This is a genomic window from Brevibacterium sp. FAM 27836, assembly GCF_051351055.1.
GTDB lineage: Bacteria > Actinomycetota > Actinomycetes > Actinomycetales > Brevibacteriaceae > Brevibacterium.
This window is the reverse complement of record NZ_CP195711.1, coordinates 1,730,067-1,748,419: the sequence shown is the minus strand read 5'-3', so window position 1 is coordinate 1,748,419 and position 18,353 is coordinate 1,730,067. Positions and strand designations below refer to the sequence as shown.

Here is an 18,353-nt window from a genome sequence, read left to right as displayed (position 1 = left end):
GACGGATGCCCTGCGATGCGCCGATTCGAGCGTCGAGAGGGTGTGAGGACAAACATCAATCGAAAGTTGGATTCCGAGTTCAATCCTGCGGGTCAGGAAACCGCGCCCGCGAATTGATGAAGTGGAAGCATGAAGAAGATATTCAACGCAGCATTCACGTACATGATCATCGGAGTCCTCGCCGGACTGTTCTACCGCGAGTTCACCAAGGCCAACGACTTCCCCGAAGGCGAGTTCACCCAGCTCGCCGTCGTCCACACTCACCTGCTCACACTCGGGTTCATCGTCCTCCTCATCGTCCTCGCCCTGGACAAGGTGTTCGGTCTGTCGGGATCGAAGCTCTTCTCATGGTTCTTCGTCACCTACAACATCGGCGTCGTGCTCACCGCGGGCATGATGGTCTGGCACGGATCGCTGACCGTCCTCGGCGAAGAATCCAACGCTATGATCGCCGGCATCGCGGGACTCGGCCACATCGCGCTGTCCGTCAGCCTCGTCCTGTTCTTCCTCTCTCTGCGCAAGAAGGTCGTCGCCGACACGGCCGCGATCGGACACGCAGACACGGCGGCGATCGCGAACTGAGCCGATCCTCGCCCGTGCTGAGTGGGTGACAATGGTGCCATGAGCACTGTGAGGATCCTCGTCATCGAACACGAACACGGCACCGGACCCGAACGTTTCGGACGGTGGCTGGAAGACGCCGGCGCCGAGGTGGTCGTGACCCGGCCGTACCTCGGCGAGGTGATCCCCGCGGTCGGCTCCTTCGATGCCCTCATCGTCCTCGGCGGATCCGCCGGACCGCTCGAAGACGCTGAGAACCCGTGGTTCCCCGAGGTCAGGCGACTGCTGGAGCGCTCGATCGGCGGGGAGTTCCCGAGTCTGAACATCTGCCTCGGCGGGGAGATGCTCGCCGTCGCCGGTCGTGCCCCCATCACTCGGCGGGCGCACCCGCAGATCGGGATCTACGAACTTGCGGCCACCTCGGCGGGGAAATCGGACCCCGTGTTCGGGTCACTGTCCGAGAGTCGGTTGCCGGCCGTGCTCTTCCACCAGGAGGAGATGGCACTGCCCGACGGTGCGGAACTCCTCGTCACCGGATCGGACGCCCCGGTCCAAGCCTTCCGCCTCGGCGAATTCGCCTGGGGCACGCAGTTCCACCCGGAGACCGATGCCGGTCAGATCACCCGCTGGCTCGACGGCGAGGATCTCGCGCTGCCGACAGGGAAGACCGAGGATTCGATCATCGCCGAGGTCGCCGACCACGACGAGGAACTCAAACAGACCGGCCGGGCCCTGGCGCATTCGTTCGTCGCATTCCTCGCCGCTGAGCGACCCTGAATCCGCGTCGTCCGGCGCAAGCCCTGCCATCTTCATGAAGAAGCGAATTGTGAAAACCCTGTGAGCTGACCGCTTTTCCTGGGCGAAAGCTGACAGTCTCCTCTTCGGTTGTTAGGTTGATCACGGGTGCCGGTCCCGGACCAACCCTCCGGACGAAACGCAATCTCGCGCCCGCAGGTATGACTTCCATAACTGAACATCTCGCCCATTCCGCCCCCGCGGTGGACCTCAACGCCGCCGGAGTCGATGAGGCCATCGAATCCTTCCTCGGGCCCGCGGCACAGACCTTCAGCAACATCGTATTCTTCGAGCTGGAGATCGGCGATCTCGGCATCCCGCTCATCGTCGTGTGGCTCATGGCCGCCGCCGTCTTCCTCACCGTCTACCTGCGCTTCCAGCCGATCACCGGTCTGCGCTACTCCATCGGCATTATCCGCGGCCGGTTCACCCGCAAGACCGACCCGGGTGAGGTCTCGAGCTTCCAGGCCCTGGCCACCGAACTCTCGGGCACCGTGGGACTGGGCAACATCGCCGGTGTGGCCGTGGCGATCACGATCGGCGGGCCCGGTGCCGCCCTGTGGATCATCATCTTCGGCTTCTTCGCGATGACCGTGAAGATGGCCGAAGCCACCCTCGGTGTGAAGTACCGGCAGATCAACGACGACGGCAGCGTCTCCGGCGGTCCCATGTACTACCTGCGGGCAGGCATGGCCGAGATCGGCCGACCCAAGCTCGGCAAGTTCCTCGCCGTGTTCTATGCCCTGACGGCTGTGCTCGGCGTCATCGGCGCCGGCAACCTGTTCCAGGCGAACCAGGCTGCCGCGATCCTCGTCCAGGCCACCGGCGGCGACTCGAGCTTCTTCGCCGACAAACTCTGGCTCATCGGAGCGATCATCGCCGCACTCACCGCCCTGGTCATCCTCGGCGGGATCAAGAAGATCGGCCAGTGGACCTCGAAGCTGACCCCGCTCATGGCGATCCTCTACTTCGTGTCCGTCATCGTCATCCTCGTCCTCAACGCCGGTCAGATCCCGCACGCCTTCGGCCTCATGGTCACCGGTGCCTTCAGCCCCAGCGGCGTCGCAGGCGGCGCCGTGGGCGTCGCCATCGTCGGCATCCAGCGGGCCCTGTTCTCCAATGCCGCGGGCATCGGTTCGGCCGGTATGGCGCACGCAGCCTCGAAGACGACGAAGCCGGCGACCGAAGGCTTCGTGGCGATGTGGGAGCCGCTCATCGACTCCGTCATCATCTGCACCCTGACCTCGCTGGCGATCATCACCACCGGTCTCTACAGCGAAAGCACCGAGGACGGCATCGGCCTGACGGCCGAGGCCTTCGGCACGGTGTCGAGCTGGTTCCCGATCCTGCTCACCATCGCCGTCGTGCTCTTCGCGTTCTCGACGATCCTCGCCTACGGCTACTACGGCCAGCAGGCCCTGGGGTACCTCACCGGCAACTCGAAGAAGGCCGACAAGGCGTATCAGATCTTCTGGATCGTCGCCGTCATCATCGGCGCCTCGATGTCGCTGGACTCGGTCATCGCCTTCTCCGACGCGATCTTCTTCCTCATGGCCTTCCCCAACCTGCTCGGCATCTACTTCCTGGCCCGCATCCTCCGCCTCGAGGTCCTGCGGCTGCGCACGAAGATCGACGCGGGGGTCCTCCGAGAGGTCACCCCCGTGGAGCTGCAGGTCGGGATGGGCGATCACGAACCGACCCCGGAGCAGATCAGAGCCGCCGAGGCGGGACGCAGACGCAAGCGCGACAAGCTGCGTGAGGTCCGCGATACGCTGCGTCGGAAGAAGCAGGAACGCGAGAAGGCCGCGGACTGAGTCCGCGGCCTTCGGGCCTGACCGACCGTGCCCCACCCCGCTGGGTGTCAGGCAGGTCAGTCCGCGCGCTTGAGCTTCTGATCCGTGTTCGAGTAGGCGATCGAATCGGCGGTGGATCCGACGAGTCCCATCGTCACTCGCAGCAGGCCCGGTTCGACGTCATCCATGGGCGGAGGCGTCTCCGGGCCCAGGGTCAGTGACTTCCCGTCCTTCGTCGTCGCGGTGATCGAACCGATGTAGACCGAGACATCGCCCTTGAGCGTCATCGTGTCGGCCTTCGTCACCAGGCCGTGGTCCTCCTCCGGCGGGCGCACTGTGAGCGAGAAGCCGGTGATTTTGATCTCCTCGGCCTGGAGCTTCAGCGTCACGACGCTCCCGCCGTCGGCGGTGGGCACCGAGACGAACGAGATGCCCTTGAGTCCCTTGAACGACAGTCCCTCCGAACCCATGGCGGCCGGAGTGTCCGTGAAGATCGGTGCCTTCTCGTCCTGCTTCGCATGATCCGGAAACTCGCCGTTGGTCTCGTCTGTCGGCTCGTCGCTCGGCTCGTCGCTCGGCTCGTCGCTCGGTTCGTCGCTCGGTTCGTCATCCGGCTCATCGACACCCAGACCGCCGGGGTCCGTGGGCTCCGGTGAGGCCGGATCCGACGGCTCCTCGCTCGGTTCGTCCGTCGGCCCCGGCGATGTGGGTGCGGGGACCGTGGGATCCGAGGTCGGCGGATCCGTCGGCTTCAGCGGCATGCCCGGAGACATCGTTCCCGCGGGTGCGGGAGTCTTGTCCTTGGCGGAATCGTCGGAGTCATCGCACGTGCCCACGAGTGAGCACAGCGGAGACGAGTGGGCGGCGGTCATCGTTCCGGCCCCGATGGTGGTGGGGACGACGAGGGCAGCTGCCGCCAGTATGGCGGCCGTTCGGCGGCTGGGCGCACTCATGCAGTCTCCCCTTCTTCCTCGGCGGTTCCGGAGTCTCCCCTCCGGCCGGGCTTCGGTCCGCGCGGTCCCATCCAGGCGACGACGAGGATCGCCCCGATGGTCGACAGCAGCATCCCCAGAAGGTACCCGCCGAGGTTGACCCCGATGAGCGAGTAGACGGAGAGGATGAGCGCGATGATCCCGTAGAACACGTGATGCGTGGGCTTGAGGATCGCAAAGAGCGCGAGCACCACGATCGCGATCGGGATGACCGTCGCCTGGAGTCCCTCGATGCCGAACTGGATCTGCATGTTCCCGAGATCCAGCTGTCCTGAGAAGAACAGCTCGATTCCTCCGAGCACGGCCAGCACGCCGCCGATGAAGGGCCGCTGCCGACGCCACTGCTTGAATCCGCGGCGTTTCTTCGCGCCGTCGCTCATCTCGGCTCCTTCGCTCCTGTCAGCAGCCCTCGATTCCGATGCCGGACCGGCGAATTCCGCCGTCTCGACATCGGATTCGAGGTGGGCATTCTGCTCACCGGCGCGTCGACTCCGTCGGGACAGCGCGAGCAGGCTCGTCTTCTGCACGGTGGCGTCCTGGTCGGCTGCCTCCCGTTCATCGGTCGGCTGCCCGTCGGCTGTTGTCTCCCTCATCAGGAGCACGTCTCCGATCCGTCGGTGAGTTTCAGCGCCATGTCTTTGAGGGTGAACACCGAGGCGGTCGTGCTCCACGAGTCCTGCTTGAGGTCCTTGATGGAGATCGTGTCCGCGTCCTGAGCGAAGTCGCCCTTCGAACCCTTGGCCTTCGTGTTGACATCAGAGGCATCGACGCCGATGCGGATGTTCTCGAATTCCGCGTCGCCCTTGAGTCCCGTCATGCCGATCTGCAGGTCCTTCGCCGAGGCGGGGGTGCCCTTGCCGCCGGCCTTGATGAGCACGCCCACCTTGCCGATCGGGGTGTCGACGGCTGCCGACTGGCAGAGATTCTCGAGCGTGGCGTCCTTGATGTTCGCGGTGACGACCGGGTGCTTGCCGCCGTCGGCATCCTTGGCCACGCCGCTGTACTGCGAGAAGCCGGTGCCCTCGAGCTGCGACGAGGTGATCTTGAACTGTGTGCCCGAGACTGCGAATGAGACGGGCACGGCGCCCTGGGCGACTCCGCCCATGAGCATGGCCGACACGACGCCGGTGGGGACAGCAACCAGTGCGATGCGACCGGCATGGGATGCGACGAGCCTGCGGACGAGGCCGGAATTGCGGAACTTCATTGATCCTCCTAGGGCACCGGCGCCTGCGCCGGCATGAACTTTGTGACGTAAGTTACCACGGGGTGTTACTGGACAGTATCGTGCCCGAAACTTGTGCGTCAACAGGTTTCACATCTGTAATTTTCGCGACTTTCTGCGGGCCGTGCGAACCTGTCCGCGATGCAGTCGCCGCGCGGGAGTCCGCCTGCGGGTGCGGATGCCGACCGGCGACGGGTGCCCGTGTGGCATGAAAACCCTGGTCATGTCGCTGGCGGAGGAGTCGAGTCAGCGCACGGGGACATGGAGTCAGCGCACAGGGGCGTCGGGACCGAGCGGGATGCCCAGACCCCACCACAGGAAGAACAGGAGACTCCAGGTGATCGTCATGCACACGGCCAGCGGCAGGGTGTGCGAGGCGAGCGTGCCGATGCCGGCCTTCTTCTGATACTTCTGCATGAAGCCCAGCGCGAGGATGAAGTAGGGACTCATCGGGGTGATCGCCGTCGAACCGGAGTCGGCGATGCGGAAGATCGCCTGGCTCGTCTCCGGCGGAACTTCGAGGAGCATGAGCAGCGGAACGATGACCGGGGCCATGATCGCCCACATCGCCGAACCGGAGGTGATGAGCACATTGACGACGGAGAGCACGAGCAGAACGAGGACGAAGACCACCCAGGTCGGCAGGCCGAGTCCGATGAACAGCTCCGAGGTGGAGACCGAGACGAGCATGCCGATGTTCGTCCACTCGAAGTACTCGAGGAACTGCGCGATGGCGAAGAAGAGGACGAGGACTCCGGAGATCGACGCCAAGCCCTGACCCATGAGCTTCGGGACGTCGGACCAGGTCTCGATCGTGCCCTCGCGGAAGCCGTAGACGATGCCGCCGATGCCGAAGAGCAGGGCGATGAGGAAGGCGATGCCGGTGAGGAACGGGGACTCGCCGAAGGGGCCGTCGCCGCGCAGGGGAGCCCCCTCGGGGACGACGAGGACGACGATGGCGATGACCGCCGCGCTGACGGCGAACATGGCCAGACGCAGAGCCGAGCGCTCTTTGTCGGAGATGACGAGGTCTTCGAATTCGGCATCCTCGTCGGCATCGAGGTTGTCGCGCTTCATGAGCACGAGTTCGGTGACGATGGTGATGACGACGGCCAGCAGGATGGAGCTGGTGATGTTGAAGTACCAGTTGCCGATCGGGGTGACGATGTAGTCGGGGTCGATGATGTTCGCCGCGGCCGTTGTGATGCCAGCGAAGATCGCGTCGTTGGGCGTCGGAATGGGGCTGGCGTCGTAGCCCGAGGCGATCGAGGTGTAGGCGACGATGACACCGAGGACGGGGGAGCGCCCCACCGCCTTGAACACCATCCCGCCGAGCGGGACGAGGATGACATAGGCCGCCGCCGAGGCGACATGCGAGATCGTGCCCATGAACGCGACCGTGAACACGATGAGCCCGGCAGGAACGCGGGCGATCGAGACCTTCATCGCCGTCGACAGCAGCCCCGTGCGCTCGGCCAGGGCGACCCCCATGATGACGACCATGATCGTGATGAGCGGTGGGAACGTCTCATAGGCCTCGAGTGCGGTGCTCACGGCCATGGCGATTCCCTTGCCGCTGAGCAGGTTGTTCACCGGGGTCCATTCCCCGGTTTCGGGATCCTCGACACCGGCACCGGCGAAGGAGAGGGCGAGGCTGAGTGCGGCGAGGATCCCCGCAAGGATCCAGAACAGCCAGAAGGGGTTCGGCAGCTTGTTGCCGACGACTTCGATGACGTTGAGGGCGCGGATGACGAACGGCAGCTTCTCCTGCGTCCGCTCGGTGGTGCTCGTTTCCATGTCGGTCTCCAGGGTCTCCAGGTGGATGGCGGAGGAGCGAAAAAGGGCATGACTCATCGCGGGCCCGTGAGCTCCATCGGTCTGAGAGGGCGGGTGGTCAGTGGTGGTGTCAGTTCATCTCGGCTGTCATGGGCGCAGCATGTCTCATAGGCGCAGCATGTCTCGGGAGTAGGCGACGAGTTTCGCGATGACTTCGCCGAGGAGGTCGCGACCGGCCTTGGCAGTGGCGGTTCGGGGGTCGCCGAGGACCCCGTTGTCGGCATATCGGTCGAAGGTGACTGCGCTCGCGGGGGTCTTCGTGCGGCTGAGCCGTGCGCGGTCGTCGAGCTCGTCGAGTCTCGTGGCCCCTGGCGCGAGCCGAGGGGAGTCGACGAGGCGGTCGTCGATGGCCAGGACCTGGGAAGTCTCGGACTCCCCGCAGTGTCCGCTGACCTCGGTGCGGGGCAGTGCGGCGGTGGTCTCGGTCGCCAGCGCGCTCACGGGGGAATGGGCGAAGACGAGGTTCGGATGGGAGTCGAGCAGCACCTGCTGGGCGACGCCGAGCGCGGCCTGATTGCCGCCGTGGCCGGTGATGACGAGGAGCTTGGCGAATCCCGAGTCGGCGAGCCGGGCCGCGATCGTGGTGACGATGTCGATGAAGGTCCGCGGGTCGAGGCTGATCGTGCCCGGGAGGAAGGTGTGGTGCGGGGAGACCCCGTAGTCGACGCTGGGGAGGACGAAGGCCCGGCCTGCCGGATCATCGGCCGCTGCCCTCGCGGCGAGTTCTTCGGCGACGGCGAGTGCGACATGTTCGGCGCGGATGCTGTCGGTGCTCAGCGGCAGCGCATCGCCGTGCTGTTCACAGGCGCCCACCGGGAGGATGAGGAGGCTGCCCTGCTCCTTGGCGACTTCGACTTCGAGCGAAGTGAGCTCCCCGTACCTGCGGATGTCCGGGCGGATCTCGCTCACCTGCTGTCTGGTCACTGTTCGGCCTCCTTGTTCGCCGCGTCGTCTGTCTGAGGATCATCGGCCCAGTCCGCGAGGACGACGGTCTTGATCGCCTCGAGGTGCTTGCGGGTGCGATGAGCGGCTTCGAATCCGTCGCCGCGCTTGATCGCGTCGAGGATGTCCGCATGCTCATCGTGGTCACGCAGCCGGTCGTAGGTGGTCCGCGCCGCCTGCTGAGTGCGCGAGTGGATCGCGAGCAGCGAGACGAGCATCTCGTGCAGGGCGCGGTTGCCCGAAGCCCGTGCGAGCTCGACGTGGAAGTGGCCTGCTGGGACCGCGGTCTCGACCTGCAGGGCATTGTCGAGGGCGGATTCCATCGAGGCGACCGCCTCGGCGCTCTGGATCTGGGCCGCCAGCTCGGCGATGCCCGGCTCGATTGCGACGCGGGCGTCGAGGAGCTCGATCGCCGCAGCGAGGTCGACGGGCACATAGTGCGGATTGTCGAGGATGCGGCGATTGATCGCCTCGCGCACATAGGTCCCCGAGCCGTGCATGAGCTCGACCGAGCCCGTGGCCTCGAGCCGACGCAGGGCTTCGCGGACCGTGGGCACGGTGACCTCGAAGCGTTCGGCCAGAACCTTCGCCGAGGGCAGTGTCTGGCCGGGCTGCAGGTTCTCGGCACGAATCGTCTGGACGATCTCACGGGTGAGTCGTTCGACGAGTCCGATGGATGGTGTCATGCCACTCTCCTTCAAGTGTTTAAGTCATCTAATCACTTTGGTGCGGATGTGTCAACGGTCACGTGTCGGTCCCGCGTGGTTCTCGAAGAACGCCCACAGGGTGTCGGTCGCCGAGAAGTGCTTCGTCACGTACCCGCCGCCGCTGTAGACCACCTCACCCGGCCAGACGTGGCCGCCGTCGGTGACCGAATAGAGCTCGACCTCGGCGCCCGAGCTCTTCCCTCTGGCGGTGGAGGTCCCAGCCGTGCAGTTCTTCCAGCTCGTGCGCAGCACATCCTCGCCCCTTTTGCGGCGCTTGTGATGTACCCGTGGGTGGGTGAACCCTCCCCTGACGCAAGAGCACGCCGTTCCCGCGATAGATTTCGTAGCGACAAAACAAACGGAATCACAGACACGGAGAACGGCGTGCACAACACCACCCTATGGCGCAATTTGCTCGGAGTCGAGAAGACCACGATCATCGACGACGTCACTTTCGATGAAGATACCGAGACCGTCATCGCCGACGTCCGTCTCAACGCACGGACCCGACCTCGCTGCGGCAAGTGCCACAAACCCGCACCCCTGTACGACGGCGGCGACGGTCCTCGCCGCTGGCGGTCCCTGGATCTCGGTACGATCCCGGTCTACCTCGATGCTCAAGCACCACGCGTGCAGTGTCGCGAACACGCGGTCACTGTCGCGAAAGTGCCCTGGGCCCGCCATGACAGTGGCCACACGCACACCTTCGATCAGCAAGTCGCCTGGCTGGCCACCGCGTGTTCGAAGTCCGCGGTTGTTGAGCTGATGCGTATCGCCTGGCGCACAGTCGGGGCAATCATCTCCCGGGTATGGGACGACACCGCTGGCCGGGTCGACCTGTTTGCCGATCTGGAGCGGATCGGCATTGACGAGGTCAGCTATAAGAAGGGCCACAAGTACCTCACCGTCGTTGTCGATCACGGTACTGGTCGTCTGGTGTGGGCCAAGTCGGGAAAGACGAAAGCGACCCTGCGCAGCTTCTTCGATCAGTTAGAGGCCTCCCAGGGTGGTCGGTGCGCTCAGATCACGCACGTGAGCGCGGACGGGGCGGACTGGATTCAGGATGTGGTGGCCGAGAAGTGTCCGGACGTGATCGTCTGCGCCGACCCGTTTCATGTGGTCAAGTGGGCCACTGATGCCCTGGACGAAGTGCGTCGAGGTGCGTGGAACGAGGCCCGGGCCCGGGCCGGCAAAGAACCCGTCCGGGGCCCGGGCAGGCCCGCTGTGGACGCCCCGGAGACGGGTAAGGAGCGAGCGAAGAAGATCAAGAACTCTCGGTACGCGTTGTGGAAGAACCCCGAGGACCTCACTGAGAAGCAGACGACGAAGCTGGCGTGGCTGGCCCAGACCGATCCCCGGCTGCATCGAGCGTATTTGCTCAAGGAAGGGCTGCGGACGGTGTTCCAGATGGAGTATGCCGAGGCGAAGATCGGCCTGGAGCGGTGGTTGGCGTGGGCGGCCCGGTCCCGGATCCACGTGATGGTTGAGTTGGGGCGAAAGATCCGCAGGCATCAAGTCCGGATCCTGGCTGCCATCGAGCACGGGTTGTCCAACGGCAGGATCGAGTCGGTGAATACTAAGATCCGGTTGCTGACTCGAGTGGCATTCGGGTTCCGATCACCGGAGGCATTGATCGCGTTGGCGATGCTCAACCTCGGCGGTCACAAACCCGTCCTCCCAGGCCGTAGATGACCCACGGGTCCATCAGGAGAGCCCCTTTTGCCGACCCTGCGCTCGGTCGTGGCCGTGCAGTCCGAAGCCTCGGCCCAGGGCTCGATCCAGTCGCGCACGCCCGGATAGGTCTCGCCCTGGCGCTCGCCCCCGTCGTAGTGCATCGTCGCGTCGCCGGTGCCGTGGATGGCGAGCATCGGCGTCGGCTCCGAGTAGTCGCAGCCGTTCGTCGACTGCGGATAGTAGGCCCCGGCGACGATGCCGAAGGCCGAGAACCGGTCGCGCAGATGGCAGGCGAGCACCGAGACGAAGCCGCCTCCGTTGGACTTGCCGGTGGCATAGACGCGATTGAGGTCGATGCAGTGCTCGTCCTCGATCGAATCGAGCAGATCGGAGACGAAGCGGACATCGTCGGCACCGCTGGCATAGGGGGCACCCTGCCAGGAGCGTTTGCCGTCGTCGAGTGCACCATCGGGGAAGACGGTGACGGCGGGGAGGGTGGGCAGGCCCGTGTAGTTCTGGAGCTCGGCTCCGTCCGATCCGTTGCCGTGGAAGCCGAGGATCAGCGGCATCGGCGTCGACTCCTCGTAGTCGCGGGGGATGTTGATCCGATAGGTCCGATCCTCGCCCGCCGAGGTGATCGTCCGTTCGTCATTGCCCGGAGTCTGCTCGCTCCCGCAGCCTGCGGACGGGGCGGCCTCCAGCGTCGGGGCGGCGGCCTCGGCCGCCCTGCCCGGGCTCGTGGCAAGGGCCGGCCCCAGAGCCAGGAGACTCGAGGTGAGAACCACGGCGGATGCCGCTGCGAGGATGGCGGTCGGGGTGCGTCTCGTCGTCGATTGCATCGTGAGTCCTTTGATCGTCGGTGATCGTGAGCAGGACTCTAGCACAAGTCATAAAATGACTTAAGGACTTGCCGGTGACTCCGATCGTCGAGACTGCCGACCGGAGAGCGAAGCCCAGTTCTGCCTCGTGAGATCGACGGCGAGGCCGTGATCGCCGGCGCGGACGGCCGCGATGATTTCGGTGTGTTTCTCAGGCGAGGCCGAACCGGCGACCGAATCGAAGTGGAGGTACTCGGTGCGGCGCAGGGTGGCCGTGACGAGCTCGAGGTGATCGGCGATGAGCGGGTTGCCGCTGCGGGACAGGGCCACCTCGTGGAATTCGTCATCGGCGGTGATGGCTGCGTCGATGTCGGCGGTGTCGAGGGCCGCGCGCAGCCGCTCGTTCGCTCGCTCCATGGCGTCGAGGTCCGCGCCGGTGAGGTCCGCGACGGCGAGGTTCATGGCCAGGGCATGCAGCTCGGCGGCGATCTGACGTGCATGGACGATGGCCTCAGGATTCTCCGGCGCCACCCGGGTCATCCTCCCCGGTTGGGCCACAACAAGACCGGCCTGGGCCAGGCGCTGCAGGGCCTCGCGCACCGGAGTCCGCGAGACCTGCAGCCAGGCGCCGAGCTCCTGATCGCGCAGCTGCTCTCCGGGGGCCAGCTGCCCGCGGACGATCGCATCGCGGATCGACCGGTAGACGTCATCCCGCAGGAGAGTGCGCTGCGGGGAGGGCGAATGCGCGGGAATCGGCACCGGGGGTCCTTTCGTCGGCATCGGGATGGCGGTCGGCACCGGTCGTGGAAGTCTGGGATGCGGTGCCGACCTCATTGTAGACAGGCCCGAAATGCAATATATTGCATATCACTGGCCGCGATGTGCTGGTCGTCTCCGGCAGAGAGCAGGGATCGCGGTCGAACGATACGACGACGAAGGGGTCCCCATGGCCATCACCGATTTCGACCGCTATCCGCTCACCTTCGGGCCGAGCCCCGTGCATGAATTGGGCAGGCTCGGGGACCACCTCGGCGGGGCGAGGGTCTGGGCCAAACGGGAGGACGTCAACTCCGGACTCGCGTTCGGCGGAAACAAGACCCGCAAGCTCGAGTACATCGTTCCCGACATCCTCGCTTCGGGCGCGGACACGCTCGTCTCGATCGGCGGTTACCAGTCCAACCACACGCGGCAGGTCGCGGCCGTCGCTGCCCATCTCGGCCTGAAGGCCCGTCTCGTCCAGGAGCGCTGGGTGGACTGGGAGGATCCGGGCAATGACACGGTCGGCAATATCGAACTCTCGCGCATCATGGGCGCCGACGTCCGCCTCGACTCGGCCGGATTCGACATTGGCATCCGCTCGAGCTGGGAGAATGCGCTCGCCGAGGTCGAAGCGGCCGGCGGCAGGCCCTATCCGATCCCGGCCGGGGCCTCCGAGCACAGGTTCGGCGGACTCGGCTTCGCGAACTGGGCCTATGAGGTCGCCGAGCAGGAGAAGGAGCTTGGGGTCTTCTTCGACACCATCGTCGTGTGCACCGTGACGGGCTCGACCCATGCGGGCATGATCGCCGGGTTCGCGGCTCTCGAGGATGCCGGCGGGCGTCCCCGTCGGATCATCGGCATCGACGCCTCGGCGACCCTGGACAAGACCCGTGACCAGGTCCGGCGCATTGCGAACTCCACTGCCGAGCTCATCGGACTCGGTCGGAGGATTCGCGAGGACGAGATCGACATCCGCTCCGGCTGGGCCGGGCCGGCCTACGGCATCCCCGACGAGTCGACCGTCGACGCGATCCGCACGACCGCTCAGCTCGAAGGCGTCATCCTCGATCCCGTCTACGAGGGCAAATCGATGGCCGGGCTGCTCGATCTCGTCGGTCAGGGCGGCATCGACAGGGACTCCACGGTCCTCTACGCCCACCTCGGCGGTCAGCTCGCGCTCAACGCCTACAGCTCGATCTTCTGAGCCCGGCGTCTGAGTCCGGGTCGGCTCAGGAGTCGCCGTGTTCTCCCAGAACATTCATCGGGTACAGTCAGGAACTGTTCTCTGCAATGATCTGGGTCACGTCGCGCGCCGACGTTGGAAAGTGAAGTGACATCATGGGTGCTGCCGCCGAATTCTTCGATACGATCAGCGGATTCGTCTGGGGTCCGTTCCTACTCATCCCGCTGCTGCTGGGCACGGGCCTGTACCTGACGTTCCGCCTCGGCGGGCTGCAATTCACGAAGCTGCTGCCGGCCCTGAGTCTGGGCATTCTCAAGCGCAAGGACGCCGGATCCGAGGGTGACATCTCGCAGTTCCAGGCGCTGACGACGGCGCTGGCGGCCACGGTCGGCACCGGCAACATCGTCGGCGTGGCCACTGCCATCGGCATCGGCGGTCCCGGTGCCCTGTTCTGGATGTGGATGACCGGCCTGCTGGGCATGGTCACGAAGTATGCGGAGGGCTTCCTCGCGGTGCGCTTCCGCGGAACCGATGAGGCCGGGGAGAAGTCCGGTGGCCCGCAGTACTACCTCGAACGCGGCATCAAAGGTCCTCTCGGCAAGGTCCTCGGCCTGATGTTCGCCGTCTTCGCCGTCCTCGCCTGCTTCGGGATCGGCAATATGACGCAGGGCAACTCGATCGCGGCGAATGTCGAGTCGAGCTGGTCGGTTCCCACCTGGATCACCGGCGCTGTGCTCACGGTCCTCACGCTCGTCGTCCTCGTCGGCGGCATCAAGTCCATCGGACGGGTCACGGCCGGCCTGGTGCCGATCATGATCGTCTTCTACGTCCTCAGCGCCATCTACATCCTCATCGCGAACATCGACGCCCTGCCCTCTGCCTTCGCCCAGATCTTCACCGAGGCCTTCACCGGCACTTCGGCCGTCGGCGGATTCGCGGGCTCGGCGATCATCGTCGTCGTGCAGATGGGCGTGGCCCGTGGTCTGTTCTCGAACGAATCGGGACTCGGTTCGGCACCGATCGCCGCAGCCGCGGCAAAAACCTCGCATCCGGTGCGTCAGGGGCTCGTGTCGATGACGCAGACCTTCATCGACACGATCATCGTCGTCAGCTTCACCGGTCTGACGATCATCGCCACCGGGACCTGGAACGAAGTCGATCCGGAGACAGGGGAACAGATCAGTGCGGCGCTCATGACGGGCGAGGCCTTCTCCCACGGTCTGCCCGGTCATTGGGGCCACTGGGTCGTGACGCTGGGCATCGTCCTCTTCGCGTTCTCGACGCTGCTCGGCTGGTCCTACTACGGCGATCGCAATGTCGAACGCCTCGTCGGCCGGCGCGGAGTGCTGCCGTTCCGGATCTTCTTCTCTCTCGTCGTGTTCGTCGGTTGCACCACCGAACTCGAGCCGATCTGGAACTTCTCGGATGTGATGAACGGTCTCATGGCCCTGCCGAACCTGCTTGGCATCCTCATCCTCTCCGGACTCATCGCCCGGGAGACGAAGCACTACCTCAAGCACGATCCGCAGCTGAAGGCGGACAAGGACACGATCGAATCGTTCATGATCGATCAGCCCGGTTGGGCCGACTGGAAGGCCGGAGACGTGATCGGCTCCTCGCGCAGGTTCGACTGATTCCCTCACCGAGGCGGCCGTCCCCAGTATGGGGGCGGCCGTTTCGCTGTTGCGGTGCGTTCCCTTCGCTGAGGCGGCAGTCCCTTTGGGGTGGTTGCCCCTTGCAGGCGGCTGCCCCTTGGGAGGTGGCTGTGTTCTGCACTCACGGCATGCGGATTTCGTTGAAGCGTATTCGGAATCCGCACTCCCTCGGTGGCGGGTCGGTGATCGATCCAGGACTGAGGATTCCCCCAGGTTCCGGCACTTGTTGCGCGGGTCACGTGTTGATAGCGTGTGAGACAGGCATACGCAATCCGTCGATTCCGACGGCGAAGAGGTATGCGATTGCTTAGCCGGCGCCAACAGGCGCCCACGTCAAAGGAGTCTGGAATGAGCAATGTAGGAAGCGCCGCAGGCGGCTACCGCGTCGAGAACCCGGCCACCGGTGAAGTCGTCGAGAAGTTCGACAACGCGACCGACGAGGAGATCCAGCAGGTCCTCGAGTCCGCGCACAAGGGGTTCCAGGCCTGGCGGGACAAGACCATCGAGGAGCGCGCTGCCGTCGTCAACAAGGTCGCAGCCCTGTTCGGTGAGCACAAGGCCGAGCTCGCGAAGATCATCGCCGAGGAGATGGGCAAGCCCACCGCCGAAGGTGAGGAAGAGGCCGAGTTCTGCGAGGCGATCTTCAACTACTACGCCGACAACGGACCGAAGTTCGCCGCCGATGAGCCGATCGAATCGATGTCCGGAGGCAAGGCGTTCATCCAGCGCCGCCCGGTCGGTGCCCTGCTGGGCATCATGCCGTGGAACTTCCCGTACTACCAGGTGGCTCGCTTCGCCGCGCCGAACCTCGTGCTCGGCAACACGATCATCCTCAAGCATGCGGAGATCTGCCCCCGCTCCTCGGCGAAGATCGCCGAGCTCATGAAGGAAGCCGGCGTCCCCGAGGGCGTGTACAACAACATCTACGCCACGCACGAGCAGATCGAGACGATCATCGCCGATGACCGCGTCGAAGGCGTGTCCCTGACCGGTTCCGAACGCGCCGGCTCGGCCGTGGCCGCCACGGCGGGCAAGCATCTGAAGAAGGCCGTGCTCGAGCTCGGCGGCTCCGACCCCTACATCATCCTCGACACCGATGACATGAACGAGGCCGTCGACACCGCTTGGGGCACTCGCCTCTACAACACCGGCCAGGTGTGCAATGCGAACAAGCGGATGATCGTTATGGACGACATCTACGACGACTTCGTGTCCGGACTGACCGAACGTGCCCAGTCCTGGGAGAAGGGCACCCCCGCCGAGGCGGGCGACGGCAAGTACTCGCCTCTGTCCTCTCGGGGCGCGGCCGAGAACCTGCGCAAGCAGCTCGATCGGGCGGTCGAACAGGGAGCGAACCTCGTCGGCGGTGAACTCGCCACCGATGGTTCGGCCTATGTCACTCCGGCCGTGCTCACCGGAGTCACCTCGGAGATGGACGCCTACCGCGAGGAGCTCTTCGGACCTGTGGCCACCGTCTACAAGGTCAGCAGCGATGATGAGGCCCTCGAGCTGGCCAATGATTCGCGCTTCGGCCTCGGCGGTGCCGTGTTCGCGAAGGATCCCGAGCGTGCCGCGAAGCTCGCTCAGCGTCTCGACGTCGGCATGTCCAACGTCAACACCCCGGCCGGCGAAGGCGCGGAGATCCCGTTCGGCGGAACCAAGCGGTCGGGCTTCGGTCGCGAGCTCGGCCCCTACGGCATGGACGAGTTCGTCAACAAGCGCATGTACTACGTGGCTGACTGATACTCGACCTGCGCACCGTCGATAAACGGGTTGGGCGTCGAGAAACGTGTGAACGCACGGGTGTCTCGACGCTCAGCCCGTTTTTCGCTGTCTTGCGGCGGGGCGCTCAGCTGGGGAACTCAGCTCTCGAAGGTCCACTGCGCATCGACATCAGGGTCCGATCCCGCGATCGTCGACACCTCACTGGGGTCGAGGCCGTTCTCGGCGAACCAGCGGCGCGCCGCCTTCTCTGCGATGCCCTCGGACTGCTCGACGAGGAAGCGGCCGCTGTCGGTGAGGGAGAACGCACCCGATTCCGAGCGTGAGAGCCAACCGAGTTTGACCAGAGGCAGACTGGCACGCACTGCCTGTGAAAGCGTCTCGCCCATCGCCTCGGCGAGGTCCTCCCGGCCCAGCCCCTGTGGCCGGGCATCGATGAGGCGCAGTCGGCGAAGGTCGTCCAGGCTGAGCCCCACCCGCGAGAGCGCCGCGCCGACCGTCGTGTCCAAAGAGCTCTTCGCCCAGGCCAGAGTCAATGCGGCCTCGAGGTTCGGCACGGAAGCGCAGTCGGCGGCTTCGTCTGTGCTCATGACCGTGTCCTCGGCCGCACCTTGACCTCTTCGAGGCACACCGCTGAGACACTCACGACCCTGCCGACGAGGCCGCGTGCGGCGAGGTCGGCATCGGAGAGCTCCTCGGCTCGGATGCTCGCCAGCGTTTCGGCGTCATCGCGGTCCGCCTCGTCGCTGGTGACCAGAAATCGGTGCTGATAGTTCACGAGCTCGGGCGTGTAGAGGAACGTGCCCTCGGGGGAGAAGCGCGCGGAGAGCATGTCGTGATCGTCCTGTGCCGCACGGAGGCTGCGGCGCTGCTCCTCGTCGAGTGCGGCGAAGCGCCCGTGGACGGTGATGCGAAAATTCCAGGTCATTGTGGGGCCTCTTCGGCTCGGGTGGCGTGGTCGAACAGGGTGATGATCTCGTGCGCTTCGATGCTGGGATGGGTGGGCACTGCCGTGTCGAGGACGGAACGCAGAGCCAGGGCCATCGTGGCGGGATCGAAGCTGCGCATCTCGCCTCGGCGCTGGCCGTCCTCGAAGAGCGCCACGAGGTCGGCGATGGAATCGGCGGAGCGCTCGCCGTAGGACTGCGCCGGGGCAGCGGGCCGGCTGAGGTAGCCCACTGCTGCGATGATGGCTGCGGCCCGAGCCGGTTCGCGGCGACAGTAGTCGATGTGTGTGGAGATATAGGCCGCGAGCCGGTCGTTCGCAGACCCGGCCGAGCTCAGGGCCCGGTCGAGCTCGGGCCCGAGATCCTCGACGACGAACTGCACGACCGCCGCGGCGAGCTCGTCCTTGTCGGAGAAGTTCCCATGGACCGCCCCGCGGCTGAACCCGGCGGTCTCCGCGACCGCGATGAGCGAGGTGCCGCGCACCCCGTGCTCGGCGAAGAGTCCGGCGGCCGATTCGATGAGGCGTCGACGGGTGAGCTCCTGGCTCTCGCGGCGCGTCAATCGGGGTGTGGAGGGGGCAGTCATGATTTCAGAATACACTGAAGTATCCGAATACTCGAAAGTATCTCAGTGGCAGGGCTGCGGTGAGGGGGCGTCGGCCACGTTGTACTGTGGGAACGGCCGACATGGTGCGCCGGTGTGCCGCCGAACGCTCCGATGGAATGCCATGAACTCTGGAGGTC

At 65.4% G+C, this 18,353-nt stretch carries 19 protein-coding genes; 7 read left to right on the top strand and 12 right to left on the bottom strand.

Features of this window, described 5'->3' with window-relative positions; all coding sequences use genetic code 11:
• Window positions 1-129 precede the first annotated feature (129 nt).
• The 3 genes from ACSE4D_RS07905 to ACSE4D_RS07895 all read left to right on the top strand — a co-directional run bounded on the left by ACSE4D_RS07905 (window position 130) and on the right by ACSE4D_RS07895 (window position 3,170).
• Window positions 130-582, top strand: a complete 453-nt coding sequence (locus tag ACSE4D_RS07905) for a DUF2871 domain-containing protein (RefSeq protein ID WP_135537625.1) — start codon at window positions 130-132, stop codon at window positions 580-582.
• A 39-nt stretch (window positions 583-621) separates the two neighbouring features.
• A complete protein-coding gene (locus tag ACSE4D_RS07900) occupies window positions 622-1,338 on the top strand; it encodes a type 1 glutamine amidotransferase (protein WP_436327019.1) in 717 nt (238 codons plus the stop codon).
• Between the two features lie 179 nt (window positions 1,339-1,517).
• A complete protein-coding gene (locus ACSE4D_RS07895; protein WP_425119148.1) occupies window positions 1,518-3,170 on the top strand; it encodes an alanine/glycine:cation symporter family protein in 1,653 nt (550 codons plus the stop codon).
• Between the two features lie 56 nt (window positions 3,171-3,226).
• Here the strand turns inward: ACSE4D_RS07895 and ACSE4D_RS07890 are convergent, their stop codons facing one another.
• From ACSE4D_RS07890 to ACSE4D_RS07860, 7 genes are all read right to left on the bottom strand, one after another.
• Window positions 3,227-4,102 (bottom strand): hypothetical protein, encoded by an 876-nt coding sequence (locus tag ACSE4D_RS07890; RefSeq protein WP_436327018.1) that lies wholly within the window; start codon window positions 4,100-4,102, stop codon window positions 3,227-3,229.
• The gene (locus ACSE4D_RS07885; RefSeq protein ID WP_205683283.1) at window positions 4,099-4,734 is read right to left on the bottom strand and encodes a DUF6114 domain-containing protein; all 636 of its coding nucleotides are present in this window, start codon (window positions 4,732-4,734) and stop codon (window positions 4,099-4,101) included. The genes ACSE4D_RS07890 and ACSE4D_RS07885 overlap by 4 nt, the downstream gene beginning before the upstream one ends.
• Window positions 4,734-5,348 carry a DUF6230 family protein gene (locus tag ACSE4D_RS07880; protein ID WP_135537621.1) on the bottom strand — a complete coding sequence of 205 codons (615 nt, stop codon included), beginning with the start codon at window positions 5,346-5,348 and terminating at the stop codon, window positions 4,734-4,736. Before ACSE4D_RS07880 ends, ACSE4D_RS07885 begins: the two co-directional genes overlap by 1 nt.
• Before the next feature lie 285 nt (window positions 5,349-5,633).
• Window positions 5,634-7,163 carry an AbgT family transporter gene (locus ACSE4D_RS07875; RefSeq protein WP_135537620.1) on the bottom strand — a complete coding sequence of 510 codons (1,530 nt, stop codon included), beginning with the start codon at window positions 7,161-7,163 and terminating at the stop codon, window positions 5,634-5,636.
• A 144-nt stretch (window positions 7,164-7,307) separates the two neighbouring features.
• A complete protein-coding gene (locus ACSE4D_RS07870; protein WP_135537619.1) occupies window positions 7,308-8,126 on the bottom strand; it encodes a creatininase family protein in 819 nt (272 codons plus the stop codon).
• Entirely contained in the window at window positions 8,123-8,830 is a 708-nt protein-coding gene (locus ACSE4D_RS07865) for a FadR/GntR family transcriptional regulator (protein ID WP_135537618.1), read from the bottom strand. The genes ACSE4D_RS07870 and ACSE4D_RS07865 overlap by 4 nt, the downstream gene beginning before the upstream one ends.
• A gap of 51 nt (window positions 8,831-8,881) precedes the next feature.
• A complete protein-coding gene (locus ACSE4D_RS07860) occupies window positions 8,882-9,103 on the bottom strand; it encodes a hypothetical protein (protein WP_436327017.1) in 222 nt (73 codons plus the stop codon).
• Between the two features lie 132 nt (window positions 9,104-9,235).
• Here ACSE4D_RS07860 and ACSE4D_RS07855 point away from each other — a divergent pair, with 132 nt between their 5' ends.
• Window positions 9,236-10,543 carry an ISL3 family transposase gene (locus ACSE4D_RS07855; RefSeq protein WP_096179112.1) on the top strand — a complete coding sequence of 436 codons (1,308 nt, stop codon included), beginning with the start codon at window positions 9,236-9,238 and terminating at the stop codon, window positions 10,541-10,543.
• Here ACSE4D_RS07855 and ACSE4D_RS07850 read toward each other — a convergent pair.
• The gene (locus ACSE4D_RS07850) at window positions 10,513-11,364 is read right to left on the bottom strand and encodes an alpha/beta hydrolase family esterase (RefSeq protein ID WP_436327016.1); all 852 of its coding nucleotides are present in this window, start codon (window positions 11,362-11,364) and stop codon (window positions 10,513-10,515) included. The two genes, ACSE4D_RS07855 and ACSE4D_RS07850, sit on opposite strands and share 31 nt — an antisense overlap.
• A 60-nt stretch (window positions 11,365-11,424) precedes the next feature.
• Window positions 11,425-12,102: a GntR family transcriptional regulator gene (locus ACSE4D_RS07845; protein ID WP_135537616.1), complete on the bottom strand. Its 678-nt coding sequence runs from the start codon at window positions 12,100-12,102 to the stop codon at window positions 11,425-11,427.
• 187 nt (window positions 12,103-12,289) lie between these two features.
• Between ACSE4D_RS07845 and ACSE4D_RS07840 the strand changes: the two genes are divergently transcribed.
• The 3 genes from ACSE4D_RS07840 to ACSE4D_RS07830 all read left to right on the top strand — a co-directional run bounded on the left by ACSE4D_RS07840 (window position 12,290) and on the right by ACSE4D_RS07830 (window position 16,683).
• The gene (locus tag ACSE4D_RS07840) at window positions 12,290-13,306 is read left to right on the top strand and encodes a 1-aminocyclopropane-1-carboxylate deaminase (protein ID WP_135537615.1); all 1,017 of its coding nucleotides are present in this window, start codon (window positions 12,290-12,292) and stop codon (window positions 13,304-13,306) included.
• A 134-nt stretch (window positions 13,307-13,440) separates the two neighbouring features.
• Window positions 13,441-14,919 carry an alanine/glycine:cation symporter family protein gene (locus ACSE4D_RS07835; protein ID WP_135537614.1) on the top strand — a complete coding sequence of 493 codons (1,479 nt, stop codon included), beginning with the start codon at window positions 13,441-13,443 and terminating at the stop codon, window positions 14,917-14,919.
• A 369-nt stretch (window positions 14,920-15,288) separates the two neighbouring features.
• Window positions 15,289-16,683, top strand: coding sequence for an NAD-dependent succinate-semialdehyde dehydrogenase (locus ACSE4D_RS07830; RefSeq protein ID WP_135537613.1), 1,395 nt, complete (start codon window positions 15,289-15,291; stop codon window positions 16,681-16,683).
• Window positions 16,684-16,802: 119 nt separating this feature from the next.
• Here ACSE4D_RS07830 and ACSE4D_RS07825 read toward each other — a convergent pair whose 3' ends face one another.
• Genes ACSE4D_RS07825 through ACSE4D_RS07815 form a run of 3 tightly spaced genes read right to left on the bottom strand, consistent with a single transcriptional unit; the run spans window position 16,803 to window position 18,195 of the window.
• Window positions 16,803-17,252 (bottom strand): hypothetical protein, encoded by a 450-nt coding sequence (locus ACSE4D_RS07825; protein WP_135537612.1) that lies wholly within the window; start codon window positions 17,250-17,252, stop codon window positions 16,803-16,805.
• Window positions 17,249-17,590 (bottom strand): DUF6204 family protein, encoded by a 342-nt coding sequence (locus ACSE4D_RS07820; RefSeq protein ID WP_436327015.1) that lies wholly within the window; start codon window positions 17,588-17,590, stop codon window positions 17,249-17,251. Before ACSE4D_RS07820 ends, ACSE4D_RS07825 begins: the two co-directional genes overlap by 4 nt.
• Window positions 17,587-18,195 carry a TetR/AcrR family transcriptional regulator gene (locus ACSE4D_RS07815; protein ID WP_436327014.1) on the bottom strand — a complete coding sequence of 203 codons (609 nt, stop codon included), beginning with the start codon at window positions 18,193-18,195 and terminating at the stop codon, window positions 17,587-17,589. Before ACSE4D_RS07815 ends, ACSE4D_RS07820 begins: the two co-directional genes overlap by 4 nt.
• Between the last annotated feature and the right edge of the window lie 158 nt (window positions 18,196-18,353).